Origin of the sequence: Antribacter soli (genome assembly GCF_021568775.1) — a bacterium.
Lineage (GTDB): Bacteria > Actinomycetota > Actinomycetes > Actinomycetales > Cellulomonadaceae > Antribacter > Antribacter soli.
On the sequence record NZ_JAKGSG010000036.1, the window covers coordinates 67,544 to 84,605 of the forward strand.

At 66.3% G+C, this 17,062-nt stretch carries 11 protein-coding genes and 1 pseudogene; 3 read left to right on the top strand and 9 right to left on the bottom strand.

The genetic code is table 11. The features are described 5' to 3' along the window. Window positions 1-415: 415 nt before the first annotated feature. The 5 genes from L1785_RS13520 to L1785_RS13540 form a co-directional block, all read right to left on the bottom strand. Window positions 416-1,702 carry a hypothetical protein gene (locus L1785_RS13520; RefSeq protein WP_236089796.1) on the bottom strand — a complete coding sequence of 429 codons (1,287 nt, stop codon included), beginning with the start codon at window positions 1,700-1,702 and terminating at the stop codon, window positions 416-418. A 1,157-nt stretch (window positions 1,703-2,859) separates the two neighbouring features. Then, window positions 2,860-3,579, bottom strand: a complete 720-nt coding sequence (locus L1785_RS13525) for a M48 family metallopeptidase (protein ID WP_236089797.1) — start codon at window positions 3,577-3,579, stop codon at window positions 2,860-2,862. Continuing rightward, window positions 3,566-6,703 carry a type I restriction endonuclease subunit R gene (locus tag L1785_RS13530; protein ID WP_236089798.1) on the bottom strand — a complete coding sequence of 1,046 codons (3,138 nt, stop codon included), beginning with the start codon at window positions 6,701-6,703 and terminating at the stop codon, window positions 3,566-3,568. The genes L1785_RS13525 and L1785_RS13530 overlap by 14 nt, the downstream gene beginning before the upstream one ends. After that, window positions 6,700-7,893: a restriction endonuclease subunit S gene (locus L1785_RS13535; protein WP_236089799.1), complete on the bottom strand. Its 1,194-nt coding sequence runs from the start codon at window positions 7,891-7,893 to the stop codon at window positions 6,700-6,702. Before L1785_RS13535 ends, L1785_RS13530 begins: the two co-directional genes overlap by 4 nt. Beyond that, window positions 7,890-10,328, bottom strand: a complete 2,439-nt coding sequence (locus L1785_RS13540; protein ID WP_236089800.1) for a type I restriction-modification system subunit M — start codon at window positions 10,326-10,328, stop codon at window positions 7,890-7,892. Before L1785_RS13540 ends, L1785_RS13535 begins: the two co-directional genes overlap by 4 nt. A 111-nt stretch (window positions 10,329-10,439) precedes the next feature. Here L1785_RS13540 and L1785_RS13545 point away from each other — a divergent pair. Further along, window positions 10,440-10,600 (top strand): annotated as a pseudogene (locus L1785_RS13545) (transposase); the annotation flags it as partial. 106 nt (window positions 10,601-10,706) lie between these two features. Here L1785_RS13545 and L1785_RS13550 read toward each other — a convergent pair. Further along, a complete protein-coding gene (locus L1785_RS13550) occupies window positions 10,707-11,162 on the bottom strand; it encodes a hypothetical protein (protein WP_236089801.1) in 456 nt (151 codons plus the stop codon). 5 nt (window positions 11,163-11,167) lie between these two features. After that, window positions 11,168-11,404: a helix-turn-helix transcriptional regulator gene (locus L1785_RS13555; protein WP_236089802.1), complete on the bottom strand. Its 237-nt coding sequence runs from the start codon at window positions 11,402-11,404 to the stop codon at window positions 11,168-11,170. An 81-nt stretch (window positions 11,405-11,485) separates the two neighbouring features. On the opposite strand from L1785_RS13555, the gene L1785_RS13560 reads away from it, so the two are divergent. Together L1785_RS13560 and L1785_RS23240 are read left to right on the top strand one after the other, a co-directional pair. Further along, window positions 11,486-12,010, top strand: coding sequence for a GntR family transcriptional regulator (locus L1785_RS13560; protein ID WP_236089803.1), 525 nt, complete (start codon window positions 11,486-11,488; stop codon window positions 12,008-12,010). Continuing rightward, a complete protein-coding gene (locus L1785_RS23240; protein ID WP_236089804.1) occupies window positions 12,007-12,735 on the top strand; it encodes a GntR family transcriptional regulator in 729 nt (242 codons plus the stop codon). The genes L1785_RS13560 and L1785_RS23240 overlap by 4 nt, the downstream gene beginning before the upstream one ends. A gap of 3 nt (window positions 12,736-12,738) precedes the next feature. Here L1785_RS23240 and L1785_RS13570 read toward each other — a convergent pair whose 3' ends face one another. After that, complete coding sequence (locus tag L1785_RS13570) at window positions 12,739-13,218, bottom strand: hypothetical protein (RefSeq protein ID WP_236089805.1); 480 nt, start codon at window positions 13,216-13,218, stop codon at window positions 12,739-12,741. A 58-nt stretch (window positions 13,219-13,276) separates the two neighbouring features. Further along, window positions 13,277-16,840, bottom strand: coding sequence for a MobF family relaxase (gene mobF / locus L1785_RS13575; RefSeq protein ID WP_236089849.1), 3,564 nt, complete (start codon window positions 16,838-16,840; stop codon window positions 13,277-13,279). Between the last annotated feature and the right edge of the window lie 222 nt (window positions 16,841-17,062).

Consider the following 17,062-nt stretch of genomic DNA (forward strand, 5'->3'; position numbering starts at 1 on the left):
GCGGTCGGGAGCTTCGAGGACTCTGCCGGCGAGGAAGACCTATTCGCCGACGGCGTCGCACTCGGCACCGTCCACGGGTCCAAGGGTCTCCAATGGCCCGGTCCCGCAATGGGCACGCCTGGAGCGCGGCGTGATCCTTTTGCGGACGCGCTACGCCCAGGCACACGCTAACCCTCGAGATAGCACCGATCTCCGAAGACACCACGATCTGGCGAGAGAGGGTACGCAGGCGTCACCGACCGAGCCGACCGAGGCGTCGATCCCGCACTCTGCCGTCAGCACGTCGGAGTCCCGCCACGCGGGGGGCCGCGGTTCGACGGGCGACCCGGGATCGACATGACGGCCTGACCTGGGTGCGGCTATGGCTAGACGCCAGCGCAGTGCCTCGGCCCCGGGGTCGGAAGAATGCTCGACCTCAATCCACGATCGTTCCGCCGGTCCCGAACCGGTATCGCATGTGGCGAGAGGTTCGAAGGATCGCAGCCTGAACCCGGCTCAAAGTCACACCTCGGGGTGTCCTAGCCTTCATGAGATTCTTGCGTTCCCTGTCCCTCTCTTCCTGATCTGAACTTGTAACTCGCCTGTGCTGAAGCATGCAAGCATGCCCTATCTCGTGGACTGGCGTTGTTGGACGTTGCTCATCCGCATACGGCGGGCCCGACGTCGAGTTCTCAAAACCTTTGTCGGCACCAACGGTGACGTAATCGGCTAGCGGGCCGAGGGAGCAGCCAGATTTGCCTTCAACCTCGCGCACGACAAACACTGAGATTCCGCTCACACCTCGGTTGCCGCGGAAATAACGGCCCGTGAGTTTCAAGTCTTCTCCCCACGCCCCGCCTTTACACTTGACGTCCAACGCGTAAGCAGGGGCCGGAAATGGCAGGATCCTGTAGAGATTCTTGTCCTCTTCGATGATCGCCTCGACGTTGACCTCGTTTAGGCATCTCCGCATGGCCGCGATTGCCTTATCGAGTTGATCTTTGTCGTCGCCGAATGCTGGACTGTTCTGGTCGAGAAAGACAGGCTTTCCTGACGTATCGCGAAGTATCATGAAGTGGACGCGCACCTGTTTCGGGAACCGGATGCCGATTATTGTGAGCAGGAAGTCCGGCGAATGGATCAGTCTCCAAAGGCCCTCGCTTGCCAAGTTCCGCAGTTCCGAGATAACCCCGCCGATGGCCGTGGTGATTGGCGCATACCAGGGACGGCTGTTAAATTTCCCCTTGTCTTGAAGCCATTTGAGATTGATGCCGTACCTGCGCGGGTCGTAGAACAATTCGTCAGGCACTACGTCGTTGCGCAACCCTACAGGCTGGCCCAACCGCACAGGGGTTCCGAGGAGATTGATGTCTTCCGACACTAGCCGCCATTCGTACACTGGGCTTCCTGACCAGCGAAGGTTGATGCCGTACTCCTGCGATCCGTAGCGAAGGTAGCCGCCGTCGCGGATGCCTATCGCGACCGGCTCGTTGTAGTTGATCGGCCCTGCGCCCGCGAACCCCCGCGCAACATAGAACGATGGTGATGGTGAGCCAGGATCTAGTTCTGCCCAGTCCAAGTTGATCCCGTACTCGCGCCGCCTGTAGATAAGACGCTGAAGCGTGTACTCGTTCAGGAGGTCGTAGTCAGTCGCTCCAGGGAGTAACTCTGTTATCGCTTGCGGGTCCTTGGGAATCACGAACCAATTGAACTTGTCGGTCAACGGACACCTCCCAGGAGAAGCCCCGCTCGCGCACCCTTGCGACCCAGCTCGAACGAGCAGTACTTGTAAGTCTTGCGCCGAAGCGCCTGGCGTGCCTGCCTGTAGTCGAAGTTCACCCTGCCCCAGGAGCGGCACTGGTCGCCGAGGGATCTGAGCGAACGGGTCTTCGCATCCGCTCCGTGGGTCTCCCGGACTCCCGTTTGTGCGCGGTCCCAGGCAGCCTGGGTGGGACTCCTTGAGATTGCCGTCATCCGCCAGCGCCTTGGTCACCGGGTCGTAGATTGCCTCCCCACGTACGTCGAGCTGAAGTACGTCAACATCACGGGTGACCTGCGCCCACAGTGCCCGGGCGACGACGCCGCCCGCGGTGACCCGGTTGCCGAGCTCTTTCACGTCGCCGCGCCCTCATGTCCGACGGCGGCGGACCCAACATCACCGTCATGCCGGTACTCCAGTCCTAGGCCCAAGCCCGCAATGTGCCTGGGGTGTCGAGGAGGCCGGCGCCGTCCGGGACACCGCAATCGTCAGGATCAACCTCGGTGGTTCCGCCGTCGCCCGGGACCTACAAGATGTCTCCGCCCTGCTCGGCAACCGCGACGAGACCACCCACTCCCGGTCTGTTGGCGCCGACGGGGCCAGCACCACCCAGACCGGACCCGGCGCAGGGACTCCTTATGTCGCCGCAAGCGCTGCGTGCGATCGAACGCGGCGAAGCGCTCATCCGGCTGCGGTCGGTTGCACCAATGATCGCCACACTGCGACCCTGACGCGCCCCGCCGCGTTGCCAGACAGCTGCACGCGGACAAAGCCGCAGTCGAGACCACCCCCGCCCCCTTGCGTCACCCACCCAGAAACTAACGAGTCCCGGGCCGACCGCGCAGCGCCGGGACGGCCCTCGGTGCAGCGACACCCACGCAGAATCAACACGGGAAGTACATGAATGTTGGACCACCGGCAGCGCGATGGCGGACTGTCGCTGATCGCGCCTTGCAGCGGTCAACACCTCGTGGAACCCGTTGTGCTTGTTCTGGTACAAACCTGGTCGTCTGGTGGTTCGCCCTACATTTGCTCGCGATGGCGGTACGAGTGACGCGTGACGTATCGGGCGAGGTTCGTAGTCACCACTCGGAGGACGGCAAAGCCACGCATCCTGACGACTACTGCCACGATTCTGCAGCGAGCGGGGCCACGTTGAGCTCATCGCGCCGTGACCGCCAGTCGGGAAGGAGCTGGTCCATGAGGTTGACGAACCGTTCGTTGTGGGTGCGTTCATGGAGATGAACAAGCTCGTGGACGACGATGTACTCCAGGCAGCGGGGGTGCTTCTTCGCGAGTTCGGGGTTGATCCAGATCGCCCCGCTGTTCTGCTGGCAGGTGCCCCACTTGGTCTTCATGCGCCGGACGACTACTTGGGTTGCCTCGACACCGATAACCGGCTGCCACTTGGCAAGCAGGGGGGGAAGTGCGTCCTTGAGCTGGCGCCGGTACCACCGGTCAAGGACGGCCTGGCGTGCGTCCTCGCTGCTTCCCTCCGGTGTCGTGAGCCAGAGGGTCTTGCCCTTCGGCCGCACGGAAGGCCGACCGCCTTGTGAAGCGTCGAGCCGGTAGCGGGCGCCCCACACATAGTGGGACTCGCCACTAACCATCCGACGTTCGGTCTGACGAGCCGCCACCTGAAGTTCCTGGCGCTGTCGTTTGATCCAGGGCAGGCGCTGGATCACGGCCAGGCGGATCGTGTCCTCGTCAAGCCGCTGTGGAGCCGCTACGCGCACGCGGCCCATCGGCGGGTAGACGGAGATATGCAGGTTCTTGATGTCCTTGTAGATCACGTCGACGTCGATGCCGGCGACGGTGAGATATTCGCTACTGGTACTCATGGTGCTTCTCGATGTGATCGAGCAGGTTGTCTATGTCGCCATCCAGCCACTCGGCTGGCACCACTGGCCGGAGCGCGTTCCGCAGCGCCTTGCGCTTTCGCACATGATTCGTCCAGCCGTGCTCCTTGCCGTGCTGGATGGCCGAGTGGACAACCGCCACGTCGAACCCGGACGGCCAGGTGAGGTCGACGAGAGCACGCCGCGCCGGTGTCGTCGCCCACGACGGGTAATCGCCTTCGAAGTCCTTGCGTCCCACTTGCTCGGTGAGGTCGATGAGACGTCGCAGGTACTCCTCGTACTCGATCGCATTCTGGCGGCGCTGCTCGATGAGCGCGTCAAGCAGCGTCGACATCGCGTCGTAGTACTTGGGGTTCATCGCGTGCTCGTCCACGATCGTGCGACGCACGTTGTTGACGATCGTCTCCGATGCCGCCTTGGGGTTGTTCCGTAGGCCCGCAGGCAGGCCACTAATAGCGTCCTTGCCACGCTCGACGACCATCTGGACGAGGCCCTTTTCGAGGGTGGCGACCTCCTCGGACGGGCTAGCGGAGATGTAGGTATCAAGGAGCATCCGCATGCCGGCTTCGAACTGCTTGAGGTCGAGCTTCTCGCCGGCTCCGAGCCGGACCTCGTCACGCACGGCGACGAAGTGCGAGACCTCCTTCTTGATCGCCTCAGCCTCCGCGACCGGGTACCCGACTGCCGCAAGATCGTTGGCGATCGCGCCGTAGGCACGAACGAGGGTCGAGACCGTCTTGTACAGCTCGACGCGCTTAGGCTCGTTGGCCTTGAGCTGGGCGGCGTTTCCGGCTTCGATCGCGCAGAAGTAGTGCTGGTGCTCCAGGGTCCCCTTTGGGGGCGCGACCGGCTCGACGAGTGCGCGGGCCTTCTCGAGCGCCTCGTCGAGGTCCTCGCGAGCCTGCTTCAGGCGGTCCTTGAGCAGGCCCTCGATGTCCTTGCGCTCGTACCCGTCGAGCGCGCCGGAGGTGTAGTCGCCGATGGCGTTCTCCAGCGACTTGAACAGGTCGCGGTAGTCGACGACGTACCCGTACGTCTTGTCTTCCTCGTCGAGCCGGTTCACACGGCAGATCGCCTGGAACAGCCCGTGGTCACGCATCGGCTTGTCGATGTACAGGTAGGTCGCGCTCGGCGCGTCGAAACCAGTCAGCAGCTTGTCCACCACGATGAGCAGGCGCATCTGCCCGGGCTCGTCGATGAACTTCTGCTTGACCTCTATCTCGAACCGTTCGATCCGCTCCGGCGTGGACGCCACGTCCTCCGGCTCGCCGAAGTAATCGGCCAGCATCCGCCGGTAGATGTCGTACTGTCGCCGCTTCTCGGTCCGGCCTTCGCCGGAGTTCTCCTTGGAGACCTCGCTAGCGCTCGGCTCGTAGCTCGTGATGATGGCGCACTGCCCGGCGAAGCCGGCATCGACGAACATCTCGTAGAACTTGCACGCCTGATAGATGCTCTGACCCACGAGGATCGCGTTGCCTCGACGCGAGACGAGCCGCGGCTCAGTCTCCATGTCAAGGAGGATGTCCTGCACAATCTGGCGGGCACGCGGCTCGGACGAAACGACCTTCTGCATCGTTCCCCAGCGCTTCTTCAGCGCCGCCTTCGACAGGTCGGTCAGACCGCGGGTCTTCGCCTCGAACCACTTGTCGACCCGCGAGGGACTCGTCAGGTCCTGGTCGATGTCCCGCGCCTGGTAGCGCAGGTCGAGCACGACCCCGTCAGCGACGGCCTCGTCGAACTTGTACGTGTGGATGAACGAGCCGAACGTCTCGATGCTCGTCGCCTTGTCCGCCTTGAGCAGCGGGGTGCCGGTGAACCCGATGAACATCGCCCCCGGGAGCAGCTTCTTCATTGCGATGTGCATCTTGCCCGACTGCGTGCGGTGCGCCTCGTCGACGAAGACGAACAGGTTGCCCTTCGCCTGAAACCCGTCCGGCACCGACGATGTCACCTGTCGGACGAAGTCCGCCGTCGCTTTGTCACGCTCGGCCTCCGCCTCAGGGCTCTCGTCCTCGGAGTGCCCCCGCCGGAACTTGTGCACCAGCGAGCAGATGAGCCATGGATCGTGCTTGTCGAGCTGGGCCAGTAGGTCCGCACCCGTCGTCGTCCGATAGATCTGCTCCTCGACACCCGCGAAGACCTTCGCGATCTGCTCGTCAAGCTCGGTCCGGTCAGTGATGATCAGGACGCGCGAGCCGTCCACGTTCTCGCGGATCCACTTGGCGAGCCACACCATCGTCAGAGACTTGCCCGAGCCCTGCGTGTGCCAGATGATCCCGCCCTCACGGGACCGCACGCGCTTCTGCGCGGCCTTGACCCCGAAGTACTGGTTGTGCCGTGCGGTCTTCTTGACCCCCGAGTCGAACACGACGAAGTCGTGCAGCAGCTCCAGGAACCGCGCCTTGGAGCACATCTGCACCAGCGCCTGGTCGAGGCGTCCGGTCGCGTCAGAGCCGACCGGGCTCTCCTCGGGTTCCTTCCAGGTCAGCCAGTACCTCTCCAGCGTCTCGATCACTCCGTAGCGCAAGCCCTCGACGTCGTTGCCCGCGAACAGCAGCTGCGCGGTGGCAAAGAACGGCCGGATGAAGTCCTGCTGCTGGTTGCCCAGGTGCTGCCGGATGCCCTCGCTCACGGCGACGTTCGAGCGCTTCAGCTCGATCACGCCCAACGCCAGGCCGTTGACGTACAGCACGACGTCGGGGCGCTTCGAGTGCGGACCGTCGACTGCGACCTCCTCCGCCACCGCGAAGTGATTCTCCTCCGGATGGTCCCAGTCGATCAGCCAGACGGTCGTGACCTTCTCGCCCGTGCTGTCCTTGACCTTCACCCCGTACCGCAGCAGGAGGTACACGTCACGGTTCGCGTCGAACAGGCGTCGCGTACCGCCGACGACCGCGGCATGCTTCGCCTGCTTGACCGCAGCTCGGACGACGTCGTCCGTGTACCGCCGGGTCTTCGTCAGGTAGGAGGCAAGCTTCGCCTCCTCGACGTTCGCGTTCCCTGCTCGGTACTGCCAGCTGCCTAGCGGCTCGTACCCGAGCCGCTCGGTCAGCAACGCAACGACACGATCCTGCGTCTCGCGCTCTGGTTGCCCCACCTCGGTCACTCGGCGTCCTCCCCGACGCTCAGACGGGCACGCCCCGTCAACAACTCCTGCATCATCCCCACCTTGAGTGCCCGAGTCACGTCCAGCCGTCGCTCAAGTGCTTCGATCTCGGCGTCCGCGTCCCCCAGCACCTCACCAATTGCGATCTGCTCGCTTGGCGGAGGCAACAACACCCTGAACTTGGACACAATGCCCCAGTCCGACCTCGGCATGTGGGTGCCGTATGCGGTGCTTGCCGCCTCGATGAACCCATCCTGCTCGACGACGTACCGTACGAATTTTCCTGACGCCACACCATCACGCGGTCGCAGCGCCCAGATCTCGGTGGAGCTGTATCCGTCGCGGTCGGCGAGCCAATACTTGCGCAGGTATGCACGCAACTTGCCGAACAGGACGTCGCCATCGCGGAATCGGGTCTTCAAGGAGACAGCGTTGCGAACGTCGCCGTCGCCGAGAAGTGCGCCAGTGCCTGCCGCGAGGTGCTCCAACTCGACAACACGCCCCGTGACCGTCTGCGGGCGGACCCTCTCGCGCGCAGGTGCGGCAATTGCGCCAAACCTGGCCGGCGTCCAACATTCCGAAAAGCCCGGGAGTCTCGTGCGACCAGACAGGAGTTCCTGCATCACGCCGTGCTTGATCGCCCGCTTCTTGGCTATCAGGCGCTCAGTCATGGCGATGGCGGCGTCGACCGCGGACAATACACCTGCAATCGATCGCTGTTCCGGGAGGTCTGGGAGAGCGATCTGAAGTTGCCGAAAGTAGTCGAGCCCGATCGTCTTGATCGTGCTGCCATTCGCGATTCGCTCAAATTCCGGCTTTCTGAATTGGAGCACGTAATAGAGGAACCAATTGTGAAGTTTGGGACCGCATCGCCACGCCATAAAATGTTGCGACACGGCCATATCTGATGCAAGAACTGCGCTCTTTCCGATCCCAGCGTCGCGCAGAAGAATCACTGAACCACGAGGGTGAACAACAGCTGCAGAGTGCGCGAGCCCGGATTCGGTGATGGTTACCCCGGTTGTATTTATTAGACCGTTATCAAGCCGTGCTGTGTCTTTCAGGGAAACCCACTTCACGTCACCATCCCAGTAATCAGGGTGCTTCCTGCTGGGTGTATGACCACTTCCTCGCATTGCAACGCTGTCGAGCAGAACGTTCGGCCACGGGCCATGCACGTTCGCGCTCACGCTTCGAAACCCATCGTGGAGAGGTGCATCATGACCTCCGCGTTCAGGAGTGCCATCGTGGCGTCAAGATCGCCGAGGGTATCGGCGTATCGGCTGCCGAGCCCATCGAGCCGCTCGACGAGTTGCCGAATCAGAACGTCGAGTTCGGCCTGGGCGCCACGCACAAACCGGGCCCCCCACTTGTCGTCGATGACGAGGCTCTGGATTTCCTTGACAGAGAGCTTCCCGTACTGGTCGAGCGTCTTCTTGTCGAGGGCAGCAGCGGCTTCCTTCGTCTGCTTCTTCAGGTCCGCCTCGCGAGCGTAGAGGCCGACAAGCCTGGTAAGAAGAACCACCTCGTCACCCTTCGGGTCCTCGTACCGCGCTGCCTTGAGTCGTGCCGTAGCGAGGGCCTTGGTGATCTTCTCGTCCTCCATGGCGTCGGCGAGCAGGCCGTCCTCGCCCGCATGCTCCTCGACGAGCTCAGCGATCTCCTGCGTGACCGCCTCTCCCGAGGCGATCAGCTCGTCGAGAGCGACCTTGTCTCCGAGGAAGTATCGGGCCACGATCAGCGCGGGCGGGATGAGGTCCATCTTGTACTTGACGGCGTTGCGCGCCGTGCCGATGACGAGATCAGGCGTCTCGGTGAGCTTTCGCGCCTTGTCATCGACGGCCCGGCGCGGCTTGGCGGCTTCCTCCCACCCGAGTCCGACGATCAGCGTGACATCGTCGTGCATGACGTCGTCCCAGTAGGTCATGAGCTGCTGGTAGACGCCGTACTCGTCGATCAGCGGCTTCGTGCGGAAGGCGTCGAGCAGCGACTCTCCGAGTTCGGTCACGACCGCAGCAGGGCGGGTCGTCTCGGTGATGCCGGCCAGCAGGTCGGTGTGCGTGTTCCACCAGTGCGTCACCGTGCCGATGGCGCTGGTGACGAAGGTCTGGTGCTCAGCCGATGCTGTGATGGTCGGCTGGATCGTGGACAATTCGACGATCAGTTCGCTGTAGTCGGGGCGCAACGGTCTGAACAGTTTGCCGCGCAGCGACGGGAACGCGTCCCAGTACTGGTGGAGGGCGTCCAGGTCCCGGTTCGGAATCCCACCGTGCAGGTGGGCGCCAAGGTCCTGGATGTCCTCGGGCTCCGAGCTGTCGATATACCGGGGGATGTTCAGGTTGTAGTCGTTCTCTGCGTCTGCGATCTCTGCCCGAGGGACCATGCGCGAGTAGCGCTCGACCTCGACCTGCCGTGTGAACACGTCGACGATGCGGTGCATGTCGCGGTGCCGTAGCCGGTTCTTGGGGCCGTCCTTCGCGAAGCCCTTGGACGCGTCGATCATGAAGACGCCGGTGCGGGCGTGGGCGTTCTCCTTGTCGAGCACGATGATGCAGGCGGGGATGCCCGTTCCGTAGAACAGGTTTGCCGGCAGCCCGATGATCGCCTTGATGTGGCCCCGGCGCACGAGCTCCTTGCGGATCCGACCCTCCGCGTTGCCGCGGAAAAGGACGCCGTGCGGCAAGATCACGGCGGCCTTGCCGGTGCTCTTGAGCGACTTGAAGATGTGCAGCAGGAAGGCGTAGTCGCCGTTCTTCTCCGGCGGGCGGCCGTAGCCGTCGAACCTGCTGTACTCGTTCAGCAGCCCGTTCGTCCATGACTTCACGCTGAACGGCGGGTTGGCGACGACGAAATCGAACGTGGACAGCTCGCCGCCCTCGACGAACACCGGGCTCGTGAGCGTGTCGCCCTGCTCGATGGTTGCAGTACCCACGCCGTGCAGGATCGTGTTCATGAGCGCGAGGGCCCGCGTCGCGTTGTCCTTCTCCTGGCCGTAGATCGTCAGACCGTGCGGTGCGGCGTCGACCACCTTGAGCAGCAGGGAGCCAGAACCACAGGTCGGGTCGTAGACGGTCGACGACTTCGGTGTCGTCGCCTTGATGCCGAGCAACTGTGCCAGCACCCGGGAGACTTCGGCCGGCGTATAGAACTGGCCCTTGCTCTTGCCGGACTCGGTGGCGAAGTGCCGCATGAGGTACTCGTAGGCGTCACCGAGGAGGTCATCACCCTCGGCGCGTGAGCCAGTGAAGTCCAGGCCCTGGAAGATCCCGATGAGGTTGCTAACCCGCTCGACCAGCTCTCTGCCCTTGCCGAGCTTGTCCGGGTCATCGAAGTCGGCGACATCGATCACCCGCTCCAGGCCGTTCTCCTTGGCCAGGGAAGCGAGAACGAGGTTCACGCGCTCGCCGACATCGGGCTTGCCCTTCGCGGCAACGAGGTCGTCGAACGAGCCGCCGTCGGGCACGTCAATAATGGCCCGCGGGTCGGCTTTCGCCTTGTCCGACACGTACTTCACGAACAGGAGCGTCAGCACGTAGTCCTTGTACTGGCCAGCGTCCATGCCGCCGCGGAGCTGGTCCGCTCCCGCCCACAGGGAGCCGTACAGGTCAGACTTCTTCAACGCCACGCTTGGGTACTCCTCATGTCCTGGTCTGGGAGATGTCCGCCGACCTGCGGGGACGCCTGAACGAGCGTATCTGTCGCCGCTGACATCAGCGTGCGCGAGCTCGTGCCCGGCTTGCTCACCGTCCCGGGTGTCGGACCCGACGTGGCAGCGACGGCCCTGACCGTGTGGTCCAACCGGGGGCGCGTGCGGTCCGAGACCGCCTTCGCCGCCCTCGCTGGCGTCGCACCACTACCGGCGTCGTCCGGCAAGACGGTCGTCACCGGCTCTCAAGGCCGCTGGTGCCTTAAACGGGTCCGTGTCGACGTCGCCTGAAGACTGATCTGGGATCGACGGGGCGCCAGATGGTCAAGATTCAGCCGACGTGGACAGTCCGTCTCGTCACCGCGTGACCCTACTGGGCCGCCAATGTGACTCCTCCGCACTGGCAGCCCCGGATGGCCGAGAGGGAGCGGTGGGACCGCTGATGAGGAGCGCGGCACCGACAATTCCAGCGACCGTGAACTTCGCTGCGTTCCAGAGCGCCACAGCGATCCCGAGCACCGCAAGCAGCGCCACCTCGCCCGAAGGAGGCGCCCACTGCCATAGCCCATACGCAACCGCGAGGTAGGCAGGCACAAGCAGAGCGGCGATCGCCTCTCCGCACCTCTGATTCGGAAGGCGAAGCATCCAGACGATGAGCCGGCTCGTCGGCGTGACGGCGACATCCGACCAGCGCGCGGGCCGCGCAGTGATTTCGTCGTAGTCGACGTCGTGGTCTCCCGGCCGCCACGTGCGCATGCGGAGCCGTTCCTCGTTCTCCAGCGTCATCTGGTACTTGACGGCGTCAGGCGTCATCGCACTCACCTCCCCGGTTCTTCGAGGATCGCATGGAGCTCCTCGAGCGTCAGACCGAGGGACGCGGCGAGCCGTGGACGAACCCAGAGCATCGGCTCGGTCGCGCCGGTCTCCCAGCGGGCGACGGTGCAGCGCTGCACACCGAGCACGGCGGCCAGCGCCTCCTGCGTCAGCCCGACGACGCGGCGACGCTCCACGATGAGCGGGCGGCGCACCCGCGCGGCGTTCGCGACCTCTGTCATGTCGACCTCCCGAGCCGCTTCGGCAACCGCCACAACCTTATCGCCTATCCCGAAAGGTGACAATGGAAGTAGTGTTGGCTTGTGAGCAAGTGGACGAGCGTCTCCCTGCCCTACGTCGTCGGGAACGCGGCCGACGCTTGGGCCGCCGAGGCCTCCGCCGCGGGCGGCATAGGCACGCAGCGGCTCCTCTCCGTCACGGAGCACACCGCGGACAACGAGGCCGCCGCCGCCCTTGGCCTGGATCCGGGCGACCTCGTGATCAGGCGCTCACGGGTGATGCTCCTGGACGACCATCCGGTCGAGCTCGTCGACTCCCACTACCCGGTCTCGATTGCCCGCGGCACGAGGCTCGCCGAGGAGCGAAAGGTGCGCGGTGGCGCCGTCGGGCACCTGGCTGAGCTGGGGTACCCGGTCCGGAAGGTGATCGAGGACGTCACCGCCCGCCTCGCCACCGAGGCGGAAGTTGAGACGTTCGGCCTCGCGGAGCGAGCGTGCGTGATCGAGCTGCGGCGGGTCATCCTGTCCGACGACGACCTCCCCGTCGAAGCCACCGTCATGACCTCCCCGGCCGACGGCCGGCGACTTCGCTACGAGATCACGCCGTGAACGGCACCTCCCGCAGCGCGGACCACCGCCCACGCCACGAGCAGATCGCCGCCGAGCTGCGCGAGCAGATCCTCTCCGGCGACCTCGCCCCGGGCGCGCAGATCCCGTCCACGGCACAGCTCGTGTCCCGGTTCGACGCGGCCAACGCCACCATCCAGCGGGCACTGCGCGCCCTCAAGGACGAGGGATTCCTCGACAGTCGCGTCGGCAAGGGCGTGTACGTGCGCGCAGCGCACCCGTTCGTCGTCGACGTCGCCGCGTATGTCCCGCCTGGCGACGGGTTCCGGTACGACCTGCTCGACATCGCGACCGTAGTCCCGCCCGCGGATGTCGTCGTTGCGCTGGGGCTGGCGGACGGCGGCGAGGCAGTCCGACGCCGGCGCCTCATGCTGCACCACGGCAATCCGGTCGAGGTGTCGGCGTCGTACTACCCGGCCGACCTCGTCGCCGGGACCCCGCTCGCCAGCCCCGGCAAGGTGCCTGGCGGCGCGCCGGCCGTCCTCGCGTCGCTGGGCTCACCCGAGCGGTCCTTCACCGACCGGGTCTCGGCCCGCCAGCCCACAACAGAGGAGGTTGCGCTCCTCGCCCTGCCCGACGGCGTCCCCGTTCTCCGCCAGCTGCGCACCGTCCTGTCCGACAATGACCGCCCGGTCGAGGTGAGCGTGCTGGTCAAGGGCGCGCACTTGTACGAGCTGCAGTACCAGCAAGTGATCCCGCAGTCGTAGCGGTCAGTCACCAGTAGGTCCCACCGGGCTTTCCCTGGCGAGGACCCCCTTGATGACCGCGATCGTTGAGCGAAGCTCAACGGAGTACCAGGCGGAGTGCCGCTCAAGCTGCGCTCGCACGGCGGGACTCCCCTGGTAGATCGCCATCATGAGCGCGAACCAGGCGTCGCCGCTCGCTCCGCGTACGTGAGCCCGTTGTGCCGCGATCTCCTGAAGGTAGATGCAGTACAACTCGGCGATCGTCTGGATCCGGCCCTGGTCGGGGTCGCCCGTGGGATCGGCATCGTCGAAGAAGTACGGGCGCAGGTGTGGGTAGGCGATGAACACGTCCTTGAGCTGCGTCCCGATCGCAGACGTCGCGCCGCGGGCCGTCGACCGGAGGCTGATGACGACCTGCCGCAGTTGGACCAGCACGGCCACGATCCCCAGGAGGGACGCGACGCCACCGACGATCTCGATCCAGGTGAGCGTGGACTCAGACAAGGCGCCTCCCCGACCATCGGACAGTTGGCGCATATCCGACCACACGCGCACGCGTCCGTCACGGGTGCAGAACGATGTGGCGGCTGGAGACCGCTCCATCGCTTGTCCGTCGCGTCGACTGTCGGCTGATCGCGGCCCGCGCTCGCACAAGGTCGGCACGCTGGGTGAGCGTCGTCGGCTCCGGACCGAGCGGGTCCGTACCTTTGATCGCGTAGCGGTCCCGGTACGCCGCGACGGTCGCCAGCGTGTCCAAGTCAGCATCCGACGTCGCCTCCCCTCCCAGCGCCCGGCCCACCCAGGGCTCGCGGTCGCGCATTGCGGCCTCGGCCAGGTCGCGGGCCGTCTCCTCGATGAGGTCAGCGCGCTCGTCCAGGGCCGTACGGACGTCATCGGGCAGAGGCCGAAGCGCCTCGGGGATCAGGCCGGCGACGAGCACCGGCGTGGCGACCGGCCGGGCGGTCGGCCGTTCAAGCCGGGTGTGCAGCACCGCACACGGGCTGTCGGCGTCGAGCAGGGTCCGGCGTGCGGCCAGCGCGGGGAGCACACGCTCGACGTCGTACCCGTACGCCTCGGCCCGGCGTAGCTCGGCGCACAGGGCGTCGAACGCGTCCGCGCCTGTGGCGTCGGGGTCGAGGGCGTCGGCGACGTCGGCGGGCCGCAACCCGCCCACCGTGAGCGCCGCTGCAACCAGGCGCCCCCACCGGGGTCGTTGGGCGACCTGGGCGATGTGCTCGTACTCGGCGGCCCACTGCGCAATCGAGTCCCACCGCTCGTGCTCGGCCCTTTCGGCCTGCCGCGCAGACGGCTCAGCCCCGACATGCGCCAGCACTCCGTAGAGCACCTGCTGCGGCGTGACTTCCTCGGACGGCGGCGTGTGGTCGCCGTCGGGCCGGTCCGTCGCCACGTACGCGACATTCGACGACCGTCCGCGGGTGAGCGCGACGTACACGTTCTCTCGGGTCATGGTCGAGGTGACCAGGACGTGGGTGGTGTCGACGGTCATGCCCTGCGCTCCGTGGGCGGTGACGGCGTAGCCGAGGTCGAGGTGCTCGGCGACATACCAGGCGGGCAGCACGACGGTGTTCCCACCGTGGCGCGGCGTGCCGTCGGCGCGTAGGCGCCGGACCTCGACGGACCCTTCCGGTAGGACGTCGGTGACCTGCCAGCGGTCGCCGTTGCGGACGAACGCGCCGCGGACCAGGTCGTGCGGGGTGGCCAGACGACGGTCGTTGCGGCGAGTGACGACGACGTCGCCCACGCTCGCTTCCAACCCATCGCGCAGCCTGACCGCCTGACCGCGGTCGGTGGCGCCGCTGACGAGCCGGTCGGCACGAGCTCGCTCGTTGAGCTCGCGGACGGTGTCGCGTGTGTCGGCGACCAGGAGCGCGACGTGGCCGCCACTCGAGTCGGTCTGCCAGGCAGCGTAGGCGGCGTCGATCATGTCCTCGGTGGTGCCGCCGCGGATGCGGTCGTGGTGGTCGTAGACGTCGATGACGTCCGCGTTGCCGTCGCGCAGGCGCAGGGAGGCGGTCTTCTCCCAGTCGTTGCGGAACCGGTGCACCTCGGTCAGCTCGGGTACGACGGAGTCAGACTCGCCTGCACGTGCCGCGTCGCGCCTGGTCTCGACCAGAAGGGCGAACGCTCCCCCTGCCTCGACGGACTGCAGCTGGGCCGGGTCGCCGACCAGGAGCACCTTCGCCCCGGCCTCCGCAGCGAGGCTGTTGACGCGGTCGAGGGTCTGGGTCCCGGCAAGGGTGGCCTCGTCGAGGATGACCAGCTGCCCGCGCGAGAACCAGGCGCGCCCCTCCCCCGCCTCGTGGAGCCACATGGCCGTGTTCTCCGTCCGGATGCCCAGCTCGTCGCTGAGGACCTGCGCGGCCGCGGCCGACGGTGCCAGCCCGACGACCGAGCCCGGCCCGTGCGCTCGTTCCCACACGGCGCGCAGGGCCTGCATCGTGGTCGTCTTGCCGGCGCCTGCCGGGCCGACGAGCAGGTCAACCTGCCGCCCGGACGCGGCGATCCCCCTGACGGCGGACCGCTGCTCGGTCGTGAGCGTGCGCCCGTCGAACGGCCGAGACATCACCGCGTCCACCATGCGCAGGTCCACCGTGGAGGCCGCGGTGTTCGCGGCGCGGGCCAGGAGCCGGTCCTCTGCCTCCAGGGTCGCCGGGGCGGTGTATCGCTCGCCGCGGTGCGGGCGCAGCCAGCTGGTTCCGTCCTGGCGGCGCATCGCCGCGGGCACGGACGCGCGCTCGCCGGGCGTCAGCCGCACGGACGCGTCCTCGGCCATCGCCACGACCGCGGCGATCAGGCCCTCGCGGTCCTCGGCCGAGGCGAGTCGCAGGCCCATGGACTGCCGGTTCGCCTCGGCCCACAGGTTCCAGTGCGTGTACGTCGCCTTGGAGGTCGAGACCGCGGTGACGACGTCGTGCGCAAGGTGCGCCATGACGCCGTCGGGCACCTTGGCCGCGGTGAAGGTCCGGGCCAGCGACGTCGTGGTCACCTTCCGCGCCCACCCTGTGGGGTCGGTGCCCAGGAGGCGGGCGGCGCGGGTCCGCCAGGTCTCGGTGAGGTCGTGCAGGGAATGGATCTGCTTCTCCGGGCGCGTGGCGAGCGTTGCCCGCGCGCGCAGCCTCGACCGGGTGCGGCTGGATGGCGTGCGGCCATGGCGGGCGACGTGGTCCTCGACGAGTTCCTCGGCGCAGGCGTCGATCTGGTGGGTGCGCGAGGAGAACTCGCTGATGAGGGTGTCCGGGACCTCGGCAAGCTCCCACTGGGGCATCTTGTCCGCAGGGCGGGAGCGCTGCTCCCAGGCCAAGCCGAACGTGCCGGTGAGGCGGTCGCGCAGCGTGGCGTCATAGTGGGCAGAGAGCGCGACGGTCGCGTCGAAGAGGGGCTTGGCGTCCAGCGCGCGCCAGACGCCATCGTCGACGGTCTTGACCTTGTTCGAGACGACGACGTGGGTGTGCAGCTGCGGGTCGTTAGCGCGCGAGTCCCAGTGGTCGTACGCCGCGGCGGCGATGCCGACGACGTCCTTCTGCTCGATCCCGCCGTGACCCGTGCGGGTGGCGGCGACGTGCTTCTCGAGGAGCGCGAGCGTCTCTGCGACCGCGGAGTGGTGAGCCTCGACGATGAGCGCCTGGGTGTTGGCATCAGCGACAGCCCACAGGACGCTGACGGACTTTGGGACGCTGAAGGTCAGGTCGAAGCCGGCGACGGCGTGGCGGTCCCCGACTTTGGTCTCCTCGGCTTCGATCCTGGCCGTGGCGGTGCGGCGCTCCTCGGCTGTGAGGTTGGCCTCGAGCTTCGCAGCACGATCCTCGGCCCGCTCCGCGACGGACTTGTACCGCTGGAAGTCACGGCCCAGGCTGCAGCCGGTGACCGGGTCGCGGCCAGTACCGATGAGACGCTTGAGTTGCTCGGAGGTGACCGTCTGCCCTGGGGCGAGCGTCCCGTCGCCGAGGTGCGCGACGCCCTTGCCCAGCCAGAACCCGGGCGGCGTGCCCGCCTCGAGGTAGTACCACGTCACCTGATCCGGAGCCGTGCGGTCGCCGTCCGCGTTCGCGACGGACTTGAGCACGTAGGCGTACCCGTGCCCGGCCGAGACCTTGCGGATGGACATCGTCACGGCGGCGCACCCCCTCGGCAAGGAGGTGCGCGGCATACACCCTGCACGGTGCACGAGCCAGCGTGGACATTTCGCCGTTTTCGGACGTAGCAGTGGGCACGAAGGACGTCGTGCCGAAGGCGTCCGCCGCAGTTGTAGCAGCTCTGCTGGGGACGACAGTCGCGGGTCCAGCCGGAGGGGTCGTGGCGCTACGGCGGCACCAATGCTGGGGTCGAT